Origin of the sequence: Streptomyces sp. SID13031, assembly GCF_010548305.1 — a bacterium.
Taxonomy (GTDB): Bacteria; Actinomycetota; Actinomycetes; order Propionibacteriales; family Kribbellaceae; genus Kribbella.
The window spans coordinates 189620-206304 of record NZ_JAAGLV010000011.1 but is presented as its reverse complement, the minus strand read 5'-3'; the positions used below and the strand labels follow the sequence as shown (position 1 = coordinate 206304).

Genomic DNA, 16685 nt, shown 5'->3' with positions numbered 1-16685 from the left:
ACCCCACCTAGGTACCAGGCCCCCATCGACTCCGGGCTCCCGCCCGGGGCCGCTAGCCCAGCACCAGCGAGGCGCCGCTAGCGGACAGCGCCTCACCGATCGGTTGTGAGTAGGACTCGTTGGACTGTCCATGTTTGTCGAGACACTGCCCACTGATCAAGGCCGCGCCACTGGTGATTCCGGCCGCGTAGTCGCCAGTCATGTTGGCGCCACCGGAGTCGCCGGCCTCGACGCAGGCCGAATGCTGGATCAGGCCGCGGACGACCTTGTTGTTGCCGTAGTTCACCGTCACGTTGCGGGCGACGATCTTGCCGCACGTCCAGCCGGTGCTCTTGCCGGACTTGCACAGATCGGCCCCGACCATCGCGTCGGAGACGCCGCGGACCTGGACGTCGGTGGCTCCCCACCGCTCGACCCGGCCCTGCTGGTCCCAGCCCTCGATCACGCTGACCGTGCCGTAATCGTTGCCGGGGAAGCTGGAGCTGCGGGTGTTGCCGATGATGTAGCCGTTGCGCGAGAACGACGGCTTGCCCGTCGTGCAGTGGCCCGCGGTGAGGAAGATCCGGCCACCCTCGCTCGTCGTCGCGTTGAAGCCGAGCGAACACGTGTAACCGGTGTTCTTGTCGACCTGGTAGCCACCCAGCAGCCCAAACTGCTCGTCGGTGGTGGTGACGACGCCGCGCGACCGGCGCAGCGTCACCTTGTCGCCGTTGGCCAGCGCCTTGCGCAGGAACCGTTGCGAGATCGGGTCGCCGGTGCCGCGGGGCACGGTGACGACGACGGTGCCGCTGATCGGGTCGACGTACCAGGACCTGACCTTGCCCGCACTGGAGCCGGTCGCCACGTGGTCGAGCTCCGACTGCACCGCGAGCAGTTGCTCAGCGGTGTAGCGGACGAGTTTGGGGATGGCGCCCGCCTGCCGGACCAGATCCGCGGTCGCTTCGTCGGAGACCGAGACCACCAGGGCTCCGGTGCTGTCGAGATAGCTGCCGATGGCACGCGAGCCGAGCTCGGACTCGAGCGATTGCGCCTGGTCCTGGACTCGCAGCATCCGCTGGTCCGCCGTGGGGAGCTTGGCTGCTCCCACCGGGGTGTCCGCACTGCGACCATCAGCCTGGGCGCCGTTCGCCGCGATCAGTCCGGCAGCCGTCAGTACGACGATCCCGGTGAGTGCGGCGCCGACCCGAAAACGCCCTGACATACCTTCCTCCTCACACTGGCGCCCTGCACCCGAGTCAGAACGCCACTACGGACCGTAGGCGTTCGGACACGGAATGTCCATGGGCAACAGCTTCAGAGGTTCAACGAGCGCGGCCCCATCGGGGCTACGCGGTCCCGGCGAAGCAGTTGCCGGGACGGGGAATCAGCCGACGATCAGGCTCATCGCCTCGGCCCGGGTGACCGGGTTGCGGAGCTGGCCGCGAACGGCCGAGGTGATCGTCTTGGCGCCCGGTTTCCGGACGCCGCGCATCGTCATGCACAGGTGCTCGCACTCGATCACGACGATCACGCCACGGGGCTTGAGCAGCTCCACCATCGACTCGGCGACCTGGGTGGTCAGCCGCTCCTGCACCTGCGGCCGCTTGGCGTAGACGTCGACCAGCCGGGCGAGCTTCGACAGCCCGGTGATCTGCCCGTCCGTACCGGGGATGTACCCGACGTGGGCCACCCCGGTGAATGGCACCAGATGGTGTTCGCAGACCGACCAGACCTCGATGTCCTTGACCAGGATCAACTCGTCGTGGCCGAGGTTGAACGTCGTGCTCAGCACGTCCTCGGCGGTCTGCCCCAGCCCGGCCGTGATCTCGGCGTACGAGCGCGCGACCCGGGCGGGGGTGTCCTTCAGTCCTTCACGATCCGGATCCTCGCCGATCGCGATCAGCAGTTCCCGGACGGCGGCTTCCGCCCGGGCGTGATCGAATTTCGGCGAGGTCAAGGGACTACTCGACGGGCGGGGTGGGACCGCCGCCGTAGTTCGGGCCCTTGGCCGCCTCGTCCGGTCCGATCGATCCACCGGGGATGACGTCCTGGAGCGAGCCGTTCTGCTCGGCCCGCGGCAGCGGCATCACCGGCGGCTGCTCGGACGGGATCCGGGTCGAGGACCCGGTCCAGGCCGGCCGCAGCTCACGCTTCTGGATCGGCTCGAACACCCGGGCGATCTCCGCCTTGTCCAGGGTCTCCTTCTCGAGCAGCTCCTCGACCAGGGCGTCGAGCACCGCGCGGTTCTCGGCCAGGATGTCGAAGGCCTCCTGGTGCGCGTTCAGGATCAGCTTGCCGACCTCTTCGTCGACCGCCGCGGCGATCTCCTCGGAGTAGTTGCGCTGGCTGCCCAGGTCGCGGCCCAGGAACGGCTCACCGGAGTCCTGGCCGTACTGGATCGCGCCGAGCCGCTCGGTCATGCCGTACTGCGTGACCATCGCCCGGGCGAGCGCCGTCGCCTTCTCGATGTCGTTGCTGGCGCCCGTGGTCGGGTCGTGGAAGACCATCTCCTCGGCGGCGCGGCCACCGAGCATGTAGGCCAGCTTGTCGAGCATCTCCGACCGGGTGGTCGAGTACTTGTCCTCGTCCGGCAGCACCATCGTGTAACCCAGCGCGCGACCGCGCGGCAGGATCGTCACCTTGTGCACCGGGTCGGAGTGCGGCAGCGACGCGGCCACCAGAGCGTGTCCGCCCTCGTGGTAGGCCGTCAGCACCTTCTCCTTGTCGGACATCAACCTGGTCCGGCGCTGCGGTCCGGCGATGACGCGGTCGATCGCCTCGTCGAGGGCGAACTTGTCGATCTGCTGCTTGTTCAGCCGGGCGGTGAGCAGCGCGGCTTCGTTCAGCACGTTGGCCAGGTCGGCACCGGTGAAGCCCGGCGTACGACGGGCGACGGCGCGCAGGTCGGCGTTGTCCGCCATCGGCTTGCCGCGGGAGTGCACCTTCAGGATCTGCTCGCGACCCGGCAGGTCCGGAGCATCGACCGCGATCTGGCGGTCGAAGCGGCCCGGGCGCAGCAGCGCCGGGTCGAGCACGTCCGGCCGGTTGGTCGCCGCGATCAGGATCACGCCGCCGCGGACATCGAAGCCGTCCATCTCGACCAGCAGCTGGTTCAGCGTCTGCTCGCGCTCGTCGTGGCCACCGCCCAGACCCGCACCACGGTGGCGGCCGACGGCGTCGATCTCGTCGATGAAGATGATCGCCGGCGCGTTGGTCTTGGCCGTCTCGAACAGGTCGCGGACCCGGGAGGCACCCACACCGACGAACATCTCGACGAAGTCCGACCCGGAGATCGAGTAGAACGGCACGCCGGCCTCACCGGCGACCGCACGGGCCAGCAGGGTCTTACCGGTACCGGGCTGGCCGTAGAGCAGGACGCCCTTGGGGATCTTCGCCCCGACCGCCTGGAACTTGCCCGGCTCCTGCAGGAACTCCTTGATCTCGCTCAGTTCCTCGATCGCCTCGTCGGCCCCGGCCACGTCCGCGAAGGTCGTCTTCGGGGTGTCCTTGGTGACCAGCTTGGCCTTCGACTTGGCGAAGCTCATCACCCGCGAGCCGCCACCCTGCATCGAGTTCATCAAGAAGATGAAGACGACGGCGATCAGCAGGAACGGGATCAGCGTCGAGAACACCTGGCCGATGAAGCTCGGCTTCGGGTTCTCCACGTCGTACTTCTCGATCTTGCCGTTCTGGAAGAGCGTCTGGAGGTCGCCACCGAGGCTGTTGGCCTGGCCGTCCACCCAGTGCGCCCGGACCTTGGTGCCGTCGGTCTTCTCGATCCGGATCTCCTGATCCGGGTCGATCAGCGTGACCGACTTGATCGACTTGTCGGTCGACGCCGTGGCCTGCGAGATCAGTTGCACCACCTGGCCGGTGGGCTCGGTCTTGTATCCGGACGAGCCGGTCAGGAGCTGTCCGATCACCAGCACGCCCAAAAAGGCGATGACGATCCAGAACAGGGGTCCGCGGAAGATGCGCTTCACGTCCATGATCAGGGCAGGCGCCCCGTCCCTCCTAGCTCAGCAGGCCCGGGATAACGGGCTTGTGACGGTAATACCAGTCCAAGTGTCTCGTGCCGGGCAAGCGTGCCCACCACGAGGGTCACCGAACGACGGTACGACCCTGTCTACAGCCTGTCACCAAGTCCCTGACAGGTCAGCCCGCACCCGGCCCGCGAGCGGGTCAGGAGTAGACGTGCGGGGCGAGCGTCGCCACGCAGCGCAGGTTGCGGTACTTCTCCGCGTAGTCGAGGCCGTAGCCGACCACGAACTCGTCCGGCAGCTCCAGCCCGACGTACTTGACCGGGACCGCCATCTTGGCCGCGTCCGGCTTGCGGAACGCGGTACAGATCTCCACCGACGCGGGTTGGCGCGACTGCAGGTTGCTGACCAGCCAGGTCAGCGTCAGCCCGGTGTCGATGATGTCCTCGACGATCAGCACGTGCCGGTTGGTGATGTCGGTGTCCAGGTCCTTCTGGATCCGGACCACCCCGGACGACTTCGTCCCCGAGCCGTAAGAGGAGACCGCCATCCAGTCCATCTCGACGTGCCGGCTGAACGAGCGGGCGAGGTCGGCCATCACCATCACGGCGCCACGCAGGACGCCGACGAGCAGCAGATCCTTGCCCACGTAGTCCTGCTCGATCCGCAGGGCCAGTTCCCGGAGCTTCTCCTGGATCTGTTCCTCGGTGAAGTGAATCTGGGCCAGGTCCTTCTCGATGTCCGACGCATCCACGATGCTCAGCCTGTCACATCAGTCCCCAAGACGAGGAATCCGCCCTTGCGTACGGCGCGGACTCCTTGCGGGAGGTCGATCCAGCGTTGGCCGCGCCAATCGGTGATCAGCGCGTCGACGGCGGCGACGTGGCCGGCGTTGAGGTCGTTGGCGCGGCAACCAGCTTCCAGCGCAGCCTGACGCAGTACGCGGGTCCGGAGCGCGGCGGGCTCCTCTGCCAGTACTGCGACGTCGCAGACGACTTCCGACTCTGCATGCTGGACGGCGGTCTCTGCCAGGTCAGCAGCCAGTACGTCGAGCGCGTCGGCGTCGGCGCGCAGCAGCCCCGCAGTACGGGCCAGGGCCTCTGTCACACCGGGCCCGAGCGCCTCTTCCAGCACCGGCAGTACTTCGTGCCGCACCCGTACCCGCCTGTACTGCGGGTCGTCGTTGTGCGGGTCGTGCCACGGGCGCAGACCCGATGCGATGCACGCGGCGGCCGTTGCACTGCGGGGAACCTCCAGCAGTGGTCGCCGGAGCAGTCCTGCGGTCGGAGCCATCCCCGCGAGCGAGCGGGCGCCCGATCCCCTGGCCAGCCCGAGCAGCACCGTCTCTGCCTGGTCATCGCGAGTGTGGGCGAGCAGGACGACATCTGCCCCGAGCTCGTCGGCAGCATCCCGCAGGGCGTCGTACCGGGCCGTCCTGGCGGCTCCCTCGGGTCCCCCCTCTGTCCCGACCTCCACTGCTCGCACCTGCACGGGTTCGAGCCCCAGCCCGCGACACTGCTCAGCCGCTGTCTCCGCTGTCTTGTCAGACCCCGTCTGGAGCCCGTGATCGACAACCACCGCGCCGGCGGTGAAGCCAAGCTTCGGAGCCTCGAAAGCAGTGGCCGCCGCCAGTGCCAGCGAGTCGGCTCCACCGGAGCAGGCGACGAGCACAGTGGTCCCGTGAGGCAGGTCAGCCAGTGCAACCCGCACGGCCTCCCGCACCCTGGCGACGGCGGGGTGAAGGCGAGCCCGCCGAGCAACAGCAGGGTCGCCTTCCATCGCCTCAGCCGTGGAGTCTGGTGATCCAGGCATCGGGGCTGGCGATCTCGTTCTTGGTGGGGAGGGTGTTGGGGGCGGTCCAGACCTTGTTGAAGCCTTCCATCCCGACGCGCTCGACCACACGGCGGACGAAGGCCGCGCCGTCCTGGTACTGCCGCATCTTCGCGTCCAGCCCCAGCAGCTTCTTCAGCAACTGGTCGAGCGGGCTGCCGCCCGTGCGGCGCGAGGTGAACTTGGACCGGATCGCGTCGACGGTCGGGATCACGCTCGGCCCGACCCCGTCCATCACGAAGTCCGCGTGGCCTTCGAGCAACGACATCACCGCGGTCAGCCGGTCGAGCACGGCGCGCTGCTCCGGCGACTGCATCAGGTCGACCAGGCTCAGCTCGGCCTCGCCCTTCACCGACCGCCCGAGCCGCTGCACCGCCTCGCGGAACATCGCCGCGTACGCCGACGCGTCCAGCTCGGCCTGGTCCAGGAACAACGCGATCTCCGAGCGCAGGTGATCCCGCAGCCACGGTACGGCGGTGAACTGCACCCGGTGGGTCTCCTCGTGCAGGCACACCCACAACCGGAAGTCCCGCGGCACTACGCCCAGCTCGGACTCCACGTGCATCACGTTCGGCGCGACCAGCAGCAGCCGTCCGGTCAGGTCGGGGCGGGCCGGGTCGGGCTCGGACGGGTAGAACGGATCGAACTGCCCGAGCACCCGGGAAGAGAGGAAGGCCAGCAGCGCCCCCGCCTCGATGGCGGTGACGCGGGAGCCGACAGCGGACGACAGCCCGCCGCTGCACTCCTGCTTCTCGCGCAGCTTGTCGGCCAGTGGCCGCAGTACCGTCCTGAAGCCGTCCGCGTTCGCCTGCACCCAGCCCTGCCGGTCCACGATGACCACGGGAGCCGTGGCCGACGTCGCCTGCAGACCGGTGAAGTCACGCACGTGGTGCTCGGAGTCAGCCGCGAACTGCCGCAGCTCGGCAACCACCTGATCCGCCTCGACCCGACTGACCGCCGGTCCCGGCCGGAGCAGCTTGCGAGCCACTCCAATCGCCAGCTGCCAGTCGACCATCTCAGCCGCGGTACTACCTTCAGCCGTACTCATACATCGACCCTAGTGGCATGTTCCAACATGCGCTGTTTGAACAGAGTCAACAGCCGCAGGCGGCGAGGGCGGCCGTCGCTCGGTCCAGAGCGGCGCGGGCGTCCAGGGCCTTGGCGGGCGGGGCGCTGTCGGTGGCCACTGCGAAGACCAGGAGCGTCCCTGACTTGGTCCGGGCGTAGCCGGCCAGTGAATGGACGCTGGTGAGAGTGCCCGTCTTGGCCCGGACCATGCCGGTACCAGTGGCTGTGCCCGGCCCGGCAAAGCGCTCCTTCAGGCTCCCGTTGAAGCCGGCGATGGGCAGCCCGGTCAGCAGGTGCCGCAGCTTCGGGTTGTCCTCGGAGGTCGCCACCCTAACGGCTCCGGCCAGTACGTCCAGCGGCACCTGGTTCGTACGGGACAGGCCGCTGCCGTCCTCGATCCGTGCCTTGCTGACGTCCAGACCGAGCTTGGTGAGCGTCGCGCGCACGCCCAGAACGCCACCCGTGGTCGAGCCGCCGTTGTCGGTCGCCAGCCCGACGTGCCGCAGCAGCACCTCGGCGCCGTCGTTGTCGCTGTGCAGGTTGATGTACTCGACGATGTCCCCGAGTGTCGGCGAGTCCACCTGGGCCACAGCCGCCGCACCCGCCGGGGCCGCTACCGGCTTGACCCCGGTCGCCTTGATCCCCAGCTTCGCCAGCTGAGCCGCGAAGGCAGCCGCAGCGGCCTGGGCCGGGGAGTCGGCCCGCTTAGCCATGCCAGCAGACAGGCGCCCCTCGTTGACCCAGAGCGCCGAGGTCCGGGCAGCAATGCCCTCGGTGAGGTAGTTCGCCTCCCACTTGGGGTTGGCGGCCGGCCCGGTGAACAGGCTGGCGTCGTACCCGAGCGTGACGGTGGTCACCCCGTCGGCGCGCAGCGCCTTCGCAGTACTGGCTGCCAGGTCCTGCAGAGAGGCACGGGCCGGGAAGTCGAGCGGGTCGGTCGGCCGCTTGCTGACCAGCAGCGGGTCGCCGCCGCCGACCAGGACGATCGAGTTGCCCGACCGCACGACCTTCGTGGTGAACCGGTGGTCCGGGCCGAGCGTCTCCAGCGCGGAGACCGTGGTCAGGAGCTTCATCGTCGACGCCGGGACGTACGGCTTCGCAGTACCGGCCGAGAAGACCGCCTTGCCGCGGGACGCGTCGTACACGTAGACGCCGTGGTGCTTGCCGAGCGAGGGGTCCGCCAGGACAGCCGCAAGAGCCTTCTGTACTCCGGCGGCGGTCGGCGCGACACCCTCCGTCTTGGCAGGCTCGAGCACCGGCGGCGCGGCCGTCGTACTGGCTGCTGTCTGCAACGAGCCGGGCACTGCTTGTGCACTGCCGACCAGTCCGGCCAGTACTCCGGTAGCCAGCAGCGTGACGAACACCGCACGGGGAGGGCGAGCCACCTGGCTACTCCTGTCATTTCATCGGCCGGAACCGTGACAGTATCTGCCGTATGGAGTTCGACGTCTTCATCGAGATCCCCAAGGGCACCCGCAACAAGTACGAGCTGGACCACAAGACGAACCGGTTGCGCCTCGACCGGACCTTGTTCACGGCCACTCAGTACCCCTCCGACTACGGGTTCATCGAGGACACCCTGGGTCAGGACGGTGACCCGCTGGACGCCCTCGTGCTGCTGAGCGAGCCGACCTTCCCCGGTTGCCTGATCAAGGCCCGGGCGATCGGCATGTTCCGGATGACCGACGAGAAGGGACCGGACGACAAGGTCCTCTGCGTCCCGGCCGGTGACCCGCGCCAGGAGCACCTGCGCGACATCCACCACGTGCCGGAGTTCGACCGGCTGGAGATCCAGCACTTCTTCGAGGTCTACAAGGACCTGGAGCCGGGCAAGTCCGTCGAGGGCGCCAGCTGGGTCGGCCGCGCCGACGCCGAGGCCGAGGTCACCGCCTCCTTCGAACGCCTGAAGCGCGAAGGCCACTGAGTCACCGGGGTGGTTGCAGCTAGCTGCAACCACCTGCGCAGCACCGGCCGCGGGGCAGTAAGTTCCACACCGTCAGTCAGTACTACGACGGAGGGACCCGTGATGTCCGGTCGGACGATCAGGCGGCAGTTGACCGCGGCAGGAGCCGGTTTGCTGCTACTCGCGGCCGGTGTCTCCACCCCAGCGACCGCGAGCCCAGTTGCCGGCCAGCAGCCGGCCCGGTCCATCGCCTGGGCTCCCTGTGACGAAGTACCGACCGTCCAGTGCGGCAGGATCACGCTGCCGGTGGACTGGAGCAAGCCCGGTGGGGCGACCTTCGAGCTGGTGATGGCCAAGCGCCCGGCCGGCGACCCCGCCGCGTCCAAGGGCCCGCTGTTCATCAACCCCGGCGGCCCGGGCGGCTCCGGCGTCAACATGACCTTCAGCGCGGGCAGCATCTTCAGCCCGGAGGTCCTGCGCACCTTCGACATCATCGGCATCGACCCCCGCGGCGTCGCGCGCAGCCACCCAGTGGTCTGCTCGGCTGATGCCCTCGGCCAGCCCGGTGACACGGTGCTGCCGCGGACCAAGGCGGAGTACACGGCGCTGGTGCAGTTCAACCGCCAGCTGGCCGCCGACTGCAAGCAGCAGACCGGCCCGCTCTACGACCACGTCGACTCCATCTCGGTGGCCCGCGACCTCGACGCCGTCCGCGCCGCGCTCGGCGCCGACAAGCTCAACTGGTACGGCGCGTCGTACGGCTCCCTGACCGGCCAGATGTACGCCGAGCTGTTCCCGCAGCGGATCCGCACGATGGTCAACGACGGCAACATGGACCACAGCCTCGACACCTGGCGCTTCCAGCTCAGCGAGAGCGGCTTCGCCGAGGACTCCTTCCAGCAGTTCGTCGACTGGTGCGGCAAGAGCCCCAACTGCGCCCTGCAGGGCCAGGACGTCTCCAAGGTGTACGCCGAGGTGCTCGCGAAGGCCGACGCCGGCACTCTGGTCGACCCGTCCGACGGCACCAAGCTCAGCAACTGGGACCTGCTCGGCCTCACCCAGTTCTTCTTCAGCCGTCCCCGCTGGGTCCAGCTCGGTGACCTGCTCAGCTCCCTGCACGCCGGTACGCCGTCAGCCGCCGTCCGTACCGCGCGTACGGAGCTCGCCTCGACCCGGCCGGCCGCAGTACCGACAGCGGCAGGCAAGGCGTCGAGTGGAGCTGTGGAGCTGGTGGAGGACGTCAGGCCGCAGTTCTGCGAAGACTGGTCGCTGCCGATCCACAGCTTCGGGGAGCTGGACACCCTCTACCGGGCCAGCCTGAAGGTGGCACCGCGGATGCGCGCCTCCGTCGAGGCGCTGCAGTCGATGACCCAGTGCATCGGCTGGCCGGGCAAGGTCAACAACCCCCAGCACCGGCTCAAGGTGAAGGGCGCGCCGACGATCGTGATGTTCAACGGCATCCACGACCCAGCCACCGGCTACTCGTGGGCAGTCAACGCCAGACGCCAACTGGGTAAGGCCGTTCTGGTTACCTACGAGGGCTCCGGCCACGTCGTCTACACCCGGACCGCCTGCACTCGCGCAGCGGCCGACAACTACTTCCTCAACCTGACAGTGCCGGCAGCAGACACCCGCTGCGCGGCCAACGACCCAGCACTGGCTCCGGCAGCTCGCACCGCTGGCACTCCGAACACCACCGAGCTGACCAGCCGCTGGTGAGCCCGTCGGTCGCCTGATCGCGACGCCCTAGGCAGCGACCTGCCGGATTGGTTGCTGTCGGCATCAACCGCGCCTACCAGCCGATCAGCGAGTACGACGTGGGCGCCGCGCGATCCGCGATCGGGCTGGTCCGGCTCGCCGGGTACGGCGTACCGGGTGGCTCGGTCGCGTTCACCGCGGACGTGTCGACCTCGGCGATGCGTCGCCGCCCGGCGACCAGGGATCTCGCGGAAGCGAGAATGGCCTTGCTGCGCAATGATTTCAGCACTGGAACCGTCCTGCGCGCCGACGGCGGAGATCGGCTGGTCTAGTCGTTCAGGGAGCTGAGCTGCCTCACGCTGCTGCACTACCTACCGCTGTACCTCTCCACAATCGCCCGGCCCTGCGATCAGGGCCGGCCGAAGAAGTCCGGCGCCTCCCAGTAGTAGATGCTGTCGATCGTGACCGGCCGGCCGGTCCGCGGCGCGTGCACCATCCGGCCACCACCGAGATACATGGCCACATGGAAGATCGAGCCGGGGTCGCTGTGGTTCTCGGCCCAGAAGATCAGGTCGCCGGGCCGCAGCTCGTCCTCGGAGATGTGCTTGATCTGCTCGTACTGCGCGACGCTGTAGTGCGGCAGCTGTACGCCGGCCCGCTTCCACGCGCCCATCGTCAGCCCCGAGCAGTCCCAGGAGTTCGGTCCGGTCGCGGCCCACACGTAGGGCTCACCCAGCTGGGAGAGCGCGAAGTCGATGGCGGCTCGGGCACCGCGCGAGTTGCGCCCGGAGCCACCATCGTCCTTCTTGCCGCCGTCACCCTTGCCGGGCTTGTCCTTCTTCGGAGGCTTCTTGCTGTCGTTGTCGCCGTTGTTCTTGTGGTCGTTCTTCTCCTCGCGAGCCTTCCGGGCGGCTTCCTCCCGGGCCTCGCGAGCCTCGGCCGCTGCCCGCGCGGCGATCCGCCGGCGCAGCTCCTCGGCCTTCTTCGCGGCCAGCGCCGCGGCCCGCTGCCGGGCCAGCTCCTCGAGCCCCCGCTGGCGCTGCGCGGCCACCTGGACCGACGTGTGGCGCAGCGTGGCGAGCTGAGCGATCTGCTGCTGACGCTGGACGCCGATCGACGCGACCGCCGACCGCTGCTCAGCCTCAGCCGCCTCGGCCGCCTTCTTGGCCTTCGCCGCCTCGTCGGTCGCCGCCTTCACCTTGGTGACAGCGGCGTCCTTCTGCAGCTTGAACGCGTTGGTAACCACCTGGCTCGCGGTGTAGCGGAGGTACGAGCCCTGCATCGCCTGCGACACCGACCGCGCGGCACCGGCGGAGTCGAGCAGCTCCTGCGGACCGTTCGCGGTGAACAGCGGCCCGATCTTGGCCAGGTCACCGCCACCTTGGTACGACGCGGCCGCGAAGCGACCGATCTGCTGCCGCTGAGTCGCCAGAGCCTTCTCGGCCTTGTCGGCGCGGTCGCCGGCCGACTTGGCCTCGGCCTGCGCCTGCTGCAACCGGTACATCGCACCGTTGTAGATCTCGCCGGCCTTCGCCGACTGGACCCCGAGCTGGTCGAGCCGGGCGCTGGCGCCGGCGAGCTGCTGCTCGATCGCCGCCACCTGGGCGGCCTTCGCGGCGGCTGCCTTCTTGGCGGCGTCGACGCTGGACTGCGACGGAATGACCGGCGGCCTGGGATCAGCCTGGGCAGGCACCGAGATCAGGCCCATGGTGCCGACGAGGGAGACCACGAGCACCCCGGAGAGCAGTGGACGCATCGGGCACTTCCTTCCGCCGGTCGAGAATCCCTTCCCCAGGACTCGCGAACTTTTGGTCCATCTGGACCCCATACGTGACACTAGTTGCCTCAGGCCCCATTGGGAACACTAATCCCACTAATAACTTTGTTGCACCTGCGTGTCGGCTTGACAAACTACAAGCTTGTAATTCACGCGCAGAAAAATCGGCGCCCACCTTCGCAGGTGGACGCCGATTTGTTGAGCCGAAAGCTATTTGAGCGTGAAAGTGGCAACCACCGGCAGATGGTCGGAGCCGTTGGTGGTGATCACCGCGGACGACAACGGCTCGACGCCCTGCCGGGTGTGCAGCAGGTAATCGATCCGGGCGGTCGGGTTGTCCGCCTCGATCGTGTAGCCGGGCCCGACGCCGACCTCGGCCCAGGTGTCGCGCCAGACCTTGGTCAGAGTCGTGATCTCCGGAGCGGTCGGCCGCGCGTTCAGATCGCCGACCAGGATGGTCGGGAGCTTCGAGTCGTCCAGCAGTTCGACGACCTTCTTCGACTGCTCGAGCCGCTCGGCGTTGTTGTTCGACGTCAGGTGGGTATTGGCGAGCCGCAGATAAACGCCGCGGATCTTGATCGCCGCCACGGCCAATCCGCGCTGCTCACCGGTCGGGTAAAGCGGCAGCAGCGTGTTCTTGAAGTCCTTGATCGGGTTCTTCGAGAACACCGCCGTGCCGTACTGCCGACGCGGCTCCCCCGGGTGCAGCGGCGGCAGGTCGAGGTTGGCCGCGTAGGCATAGTGCATCTTGAGCCGGGCGGCGAACCAGGCAGGCTGGTTGACCCAGTTGCTGCGCTCGCTCCAGTGGTTGTCGACCTCCTGAAGGCCGACCAAGTCGGCACCGGAGTCCTCGATCACCTTGGCGATCCGCTCGAGATCCAGTACGCCGTCCGTACCGGCGCCATGGTGGATGTTGTAGGTCAGCACCTTCAGCGGCTGGCCCGGTCTGTCGGGCCGGTCGCTGCCGCGGGAGGTGGCGTCGGCCGCCGTCGGCAGCACCATCAGCAAGCCCGCGAAGGTAGCGAGCAACCGGGTAGGCAGTTTTCGCATGACCTCATCCTGGCCGTAAACAGGCGACACCCGCACGAAGTACGGGTGTCGCCTGGCTGAATTAGCGCGAGACGCTCAGCTGCGCGACCGCACCCTTGGGACCGGAGGCCCAGCAGCCGGCCTTGCGACCGAACCCTCCGCACTCCACGGCGTCATAGTTGCCGTCGTCGAACTGGGTCCAGCTCCGGCCGCCGTCGAGGCTCACGTCGCTCCCGGTCGGGCCGACGGCAACGAAGGTCGCCAGGGTCCGCGGCACGTACGCCGAGCCGCTGCGGTACATCTTCGGTGCCTTGTCCGCCGCAACCAACTTCCAGCTCCGGCCGCCGTCCGTGGTGTACGACGCCGCCTTGACCGCGCCGCCCGTCTCCTCGAAGTCGCCACCGACCGCCACGCCGTGGAACGGATCGCGGAAGGACAGCGTGAAGATGCCGGCCGCCCCGCCACTGCCCATCGGGGAGTCGGTCACCCGCCACGACCGCCCACCGTCGAGGGTCTTGAACACCCGCGGCCGATCGGCACCGCCGGTCGCGAACCAGGCCGTCTTGCCAGGCCCGGCCACCAGACACGTCCCGCTCGCCGCGAAGGCGAACTCACCCGGCAGTGCCGCCGGCATCCCCTTGGTCGACTGCACCTTCCACGACTTGCCGCCGTCGGAGGTGGCCGCGATCCGGAACTTCCCGTCCACCGGGTCGCTCAAGGCGAGCCCGTTGCGCGGGTTATTGAAGTCCAAGCAGTCGTAGAAAGCGACCGGGTCGAGATTGCGGAACGCCTCGATCCAGTGCTTGCCACCATCGGCCGTCCGGAAGATCCGGGAGTCCTCGCCGACGCCGATCGCCAGCACCACGGCGTGCTGCGCGTCGAACGCCTCGACATCGCGGAACAGCAGCGCCTGCCCAGGCGGGCTCACGTTCTGCCACTTCTTACCGCCGTCGAGGGTCCGCAGTACCTGCCCCTGGTTCCCCGCGACCCAGGCCACGTCCTTGCTGACCGCCGCGAGCCCACGGAACTGCGACGCGCTCCCGGTCGGTTTCAGATCCCACTGGTACTTCGGTCCGGGGTGCCCGACCGCTTGGGCCGGCACCAGCTGGGACATCGCGAGCAGAACTCCGGCCGCGAGCGCGGCCATCCGCAGGGCCTTCAAGTTATAGAGCATGCCCGGCAACGTAATACAGAAGACGAGCTCTTGCCGAGCCTTCCGGCCACTGTCACTCTAAGCATCCAATTCTGACAGGAGCCGCCCATGAACGACTCCGTACTCACCTCGGTACTGCTGCCGGTCGCACTGGCGATCATCATGCTCGGCCTCGGCCTGACCTTGACGGTCGCCGACTTCACCCGGGTACTACGGATGCCGCGCGCCGTCATCGTTGCGCTCGGCACCCAGGTGCTGTTGTTGCCGGTGATCTGCTTCGGCCTGGTGAAGGCGTTCGACCTGGCGCCCGCGCTGGCCGTCGGGATGATGCTGCTGGTCGCCTCGCCCGGCGGTACGACAGCGAACCTCTTCAGCCACCTGGCCGGCGGTGACGTCGCGCTCAACGTGACGCTGACCGCGGTCAACTCGGTACTGGCCGTGATCACCCTGCCGATCGTGGTCAACCTGTCCCTGGACCACTTCCTCGGCGACGGCCAGATCGGCCTGCAACCGGCGAAGATGCTGCAGGTCTTCGCGATCGTGCTCGTCCCGGTCGCCCTGGGAATGCTGCTCCGCAACAAGGCGCCCGGCTTCGCGACCCGGATGGCCAAACCCGTGAAACTCGGCTCGATCGTCGTCCTCGCGCTGGTGATCTTCGCCGCGATCTACACCGAACGCGCCAACTTCCTCGACTACCTCGCCGCCGTCGGTGTGGTCGCCGTACTCCTCAACATCCTCAGCCTCGCCATCGGCTACGCAGTACCGAAGCTGGCTAAGCTAGGTGAGCGCCAGTCCATCGCGTGCTCGATGGAGATCGGCATCCACAACGCCACTCTGGCGCTCACCATAGCTCTGAGCCCTTCCCTACTGGGCAACAGCGAGATGTCCATCCCGGTAGCCGTCTACGGCATCGTCATGTTCATCCCAACCGCCGCCTTCGCCTTCTACCTCAGCTCGCGGTCAGCCGGAAGGACTGCGTAGCCCCGCCGTTGCAGGTCAGCTGGACCAGTTGGATGCTGTCGGCGGTGGAGCCGCCGGGGACGGTCAGGCACTTGCTGCTCAGGCGGCTGACGAAGTGGAAGTAGCCGCTGCCTTCTGAGACTGCCTGCCACTGCTGGTTGGTGCCGCTGCTGTACGTCCACAGTTGCAGTCCCGCGTTGTCGGCCGAGGACACCCCGGTCACGTCGATCACCTTCGTGGCGTCGTTGCGGTTGTTGACCCGGGTGAAGCCGTTAGAGGTCGGCTGGAACTGGAACTGCTGGGCCTGCGAGGCGTTGCAGCTGTACTGCTGGACGACCGAGCCGTTGGCGGTGGCCGCCGCGCGGACGTCGATGCACTTGCTGTTGCCCTTGTTGGCAGCCGTGTACCAGGTGTTGGCGTCGGGCTGGTCGACCGGCGGAACAGTGGTGCCGCCACCGCCGAGCCACTTCAGGGCGTCCATCAGGAACTGGTTCTGCGCCGGGCTGTCGAAGGTCGACGAGGTCCGGGTGTTGGTCTCGTAGTTCATCGCGTTGTGGCCGAAGTTGGCGTAGATCACCTTGTAGTTCTTGTTCGTCCAGACGATCGGGTAGTAGCCGCTGGTCCAGACCTGCGACGTACCGACCGGGAAGCTGGACGGGTCGATCGACGCCAGCACCTGGATGTTCGGGTTGTTGCGCAGGTCGTTTTGCCAGCTGTACCACTCACTGACCGAGGAGCGGAACGTCGCGCCGGTGTTCACCAAAGACGGGTGTGAGCGGTTCTCCGCCTTCAACGTGACCGCGGTCGGCAGCCAGGTGTTGGAGTTGAACCGGCCGGTGCCGAGCAGGGTGTTGTTGAACCACGGCCAGCCACCGCTGGCGTCGTTGTAGTTGGCGACGTGGAAGCCGAGGAAGCCACCACCACTCTCGATGTAGCGCTGGAACCCGGTCCGCTGCGCCGAGCTGTGCGGCGAGTCGTCCAGGAACAGCACCACCGCCGCCTGCGCGGTGGTCAGGGTGTTCAGCCGGTCCCAGTTGTTCGTCTGCTCGTAGGTGAAGCCGTTCTGAGCACCGAACTGCGGGAACCGGACCGCGGCCTCCTTCTGGAAGTCGATGTGCGCCGCGTCGAAGGACCCGCTGTAGAAGGCGAGCACCTTGAACGTTGCCTGTACTTTGTCGAGCTGAGCCACCTTGTCGGGCGCGGCCACCCGGGCGAACGCGCTGCCTGACGTCAGGGTCAGACAGGCGACCACCAGGATGGCCAGCAATCGGGCGATGGGACTCTTGCGGACCATGTGCATGGGGGCGG

The 16685-nt window shown here is 67.9% G+C and carries 15 protein-coding genes; 4 read left to right on the top strand and 11 right to left on the bottom strand.

The genetic code is table 11. The features are described from left to right. Window positions 1-52 precede the first annotated feature (52 nt). The 7 genes from G3I17_RS22815 to dacB all read right to left on the bottom strand — a co-directional run bounded on the left by G3I17_RS22815 (window position 53) and on the right by dacB (window position 8242). Window positions 53-1201 carry a S1 family peptidase gene (locus G3I17_RS22815; RefSeq protein ID WP_164599560.1) on the bottom strand — a complete coding sequence of 383 codons (1149 nt, stop codon included), beginning with the start codon at window positions 1199-1201 and terminating at the stop codon, window positions 53-55. 162 nt (window positions 1202-1363) lie between these two features. Further along, entirely contained in the window at window positions 1364-1936 is a 573-nt protein-coding gene (gene folE / locus G3I17_RS22810; RefSeq protein WP_164599558.1) for a GTP cyclohydrolase I FolE, read from the bottom strand. 4 nt (window positions 1937-1940) lie between these two features. Then, window positions 1941-3968 carry an ATP-dependent zinc metalloprotease FtsH gene (gene ftsH / locus G3I17_RS22805; protein ID WP_164599556.1) on the bottom strand — a complete coding sequence of 676 codons (2028 nt, stop codon included), beginning with the start codon at window positions 3966-3968 and terminating at the stop codon, window positions 1941-1943. 193 nt (window positions 3969-4161) lie between these two features. Next, window positions 4162-4713: a hypoxanthine phosphoribosyltransferase gene (gene hpt / locus G3I17_RS22800; RefSeq protein ID WP_164599554.1), complete on the bottom strand. Its 552-nt coding sequence runs from the start codon at window positions 4711-4713 to the stop codon at window positions 4162-4164. Window positions 4714-4718: 5 nt separating this feature from the next. Then, window positions 4719-5738 carry a tRNA lysidine(34) synthetase TilS gene (gene tilS / locus G3I17_RS22795; protein WP_164599701.1) on the bottom strand — a complete coding sequence of 340 codons (1020 nt, stop codon included), beginning with the start codon at window positions 5736-5738 and terminating at the stop codon, window positions 4719-4721. A 4-nt stretch (window positions 5739-5742) separates the two neighbouring features. After that, a complete protein-coding gene (locus G3I17_RS22790; RefSeq protein WP_164599552.1) occupies window positions 5743-6837 on the bottom strand; it encodes a zinc-dependent metalloprotease in 1095 nt (364 codons plus the stop codon). Window positions 6838-6883: 46 nt separating this feature from the next. Next, on the bottom strand, window positions 6884-8242 hold the full coding sequence (gene dacB, locus G3I17_RS22785) for a D-alanyl-D-alanine carboxypeptidase/D-alanyl-D-alanine-endopeptidase (RefSeq protein ID WP_164599549.1): 1359 nt from the start codon (window positions 8240-8242) through the stop codon (window positions 6884-6886). A 50-nt stretch (window positions 8243-8292) separates the two neighbouring features. On the opposite strand from dacB, the gene G3I17_RS22780 reads away from it, so the two are divergent. The 3 genes from G3I17_RS22780 (at window position 8293) to G3I17_RS22770 (ending at window position 10790) form a co-directional block, all read left to right on the top strand. Then, window positions 8293-8781 (top strand): inorganic diphosphatase, encoded by a 489-nt coding sequence (locus tag G3I17_RS22780; protein ID WP_164599547.1) that lies wholly within the window; start codon window positions 8293-8295, stop codon window positions 8779-8781. Window positions 8782-8883: 102 nt separating this feature from the next. Beyond that, window positions 8884-10479, top strand: a complete 1596-nt coding sequence (locus tag G3I17_RS22775; protein ID WP_164599545.1) for an alpha/beta hydrolase — start codon at window positions 8884-8886, stop codon at window positions 10477-10479. A 47-nt stretch (window positions 10480-10526) separates the two neighbouring features. Next, window positions 10527-10790, top strand: a complete 264-nt coding sequence (locus tag G3I17_RS22770; RefSeq protein WP_164599543.1) for a hypothetical protein — start codon at window positions 10527-10529, stop codon at window positions 10788-10790. Between the two features lie 77 nt (window positions 10791-10867). Here the strand turns inward: G3I17_RS22770 and G3I17_RS22765 are convergent, their stop codons facing one another. The 3 genes from G3I17_RS22765 to G3I17_RS22755 form a co-directional block, all read right to left on the bottom strand. Further along, entirely contained in the window at window positions 10868-12214 is a 1347-nt protein-coding gene (locus G3I17_RS22765) for a C40 family peptidase (RefSeq protein WP_164599541.1), read from the bottom strand. Between the two features lie 231 nt (window positions 12215-12445). Continuing rightward, on the bottom strand, window positions 12446-13285 hold the full coding sequence (locus G3I17_RS22760; protein ID WP_164599539.1) for an endonuclease/exonuclease/phosphatase family protein: 840 nt from the start codon (window positions 13283-13285) through the stop codon (window positions 12446-12448). 61 nt (window positions 13286-13346) lie between these two features. Continuing rightward, on the bottom strand, window positions 13347-14438 hold the full coding sequence (locus G3I17_RS22755) for an oxidoreductase (protein ID WP_239062783.1): 1092 nt from the start codon (window positions 14436-14438) through the stop codon (window positions 13347-13349). Between the two features lie 87 nt (window positions 14439-14525). Between G3I17_RS22755 and G3I17_RS22750 the strand changes: the two genes are divergently transcribed. Further along, window positions 14526-15398 carry a bile acid:sodium symporter family protein gene (locus G3I17_RS22750; RefSeq protein WP_164599537.1) on the top strand — a complete coding sequence of 291 codons (873 nt, stop codon included), beginning with the start codon at window positions 14526-14528 and terminating at the stop codon, window positions 15396-15398. Here the strand turns inward: G3I17_RS22750 and G3I17_RS22745 are convergent. After that, window positions 15367-16677: a ThuA domain-containing protein gene (locus G3I17_RS22745; RefSeq protein ID WP_239062782.1), complete on the bottom strand. Its 1311-nt coding sequence runs from the start codon at window positions 16675-16677 to the stop codon at window positions 15367-15369. The genes G3I17_RS22750 and G3I17_RS22745 overlap by 32 nt on opposite strands. Window positions 16678-16685 lie beyond the last annotated feature (8 nt).

What these genes read in the sequence shown, in the direction of transcription:
- G3I17_RS22815 (WP_164599560.1), bottom strand. Translation starts at nt 1,201, where the DNA reads ATGTCAGGGCGTTTTCGGGTCGGCGCCGCACTCACCGGGATCGTCGTA.
- ftsH (WP_164599556.1), bottom strand. Translation starts at nt 3,968, where the DNA reads ATGGACGTGAAGCGCATCTTCCGCGGACCCCTGTTCTGGATCGTCATC.
- tilS (WP_164599701.1), bottom strand. Translation starts at nt 5,738, where the DNA reads ATGGAAGGCGACCCTGCTGTTGCTCGGCGGGCTCGCCTTCACCCCGCC.
- G3I17_RS22790 (WP_164599552.1), bottom strand. Translation starts at nt 6,837, where the DNA reads ATGAGTACGGCTGAAGGTAGTACCGCGGCTGAGATGGTCGACTGGCAG.
- G3I17_RS22780 (WP_164599547.1), top strand. Translation starts at nt 8,293, where the DNA reads ATGGAGTTCGACGTCTTCATCGAGATCCCCAAGGGCACCCGCAACAAG.
- G3I17_RS22775 (WP_164599545.1), top strand. Translation starts at nt 8,884, where the DNA reads ATGTCCGGTCGGACGATCAGGCGGCAGTTGACCGCGGCAGGAGCCGGT.
- G3I17_RS22765 (WP_164599541.1), bottom strand. Translation starts at nt 12,214, where the DNA reads ATGCGTCCACTGCTCTCCGGGGTGCTCGTGGTCTCCCTCGTCGGCACC.
- G3I17_RS22760 (WP_164599539.1), bottom strand. Translation starts at nt 13,285, where the DNA reads ATGCGAAAACTGCCTACCCGGTTGCTCGCTACCTTCGCGGGCTTGCTG.
- G3I17_RS22755 (WP_239062783.1), bottom strand. Translation starts at nt 14,438, where the DNA reads ATGCTCTATAACTTGAAGGCCCTGCGGATGGCCGCGCTCGCGGCCGGA.
- G3I17_RS22750 (WP_164599537.1), top strand. Translation starts at nt 14,526, where the DNA reads ATGAACGACTCCGTACTCACCTCGGTACTGCTGCCGGTCGCACTGGCG.
- G3I17_RS22745 (WP_239062782.1), bottom strand. Translation starts at nt 16,677, where the DNA reads ATGCACATGGTCCGCAAGAGTCCCATCGCCCGATTGCTGGCCATCCTG.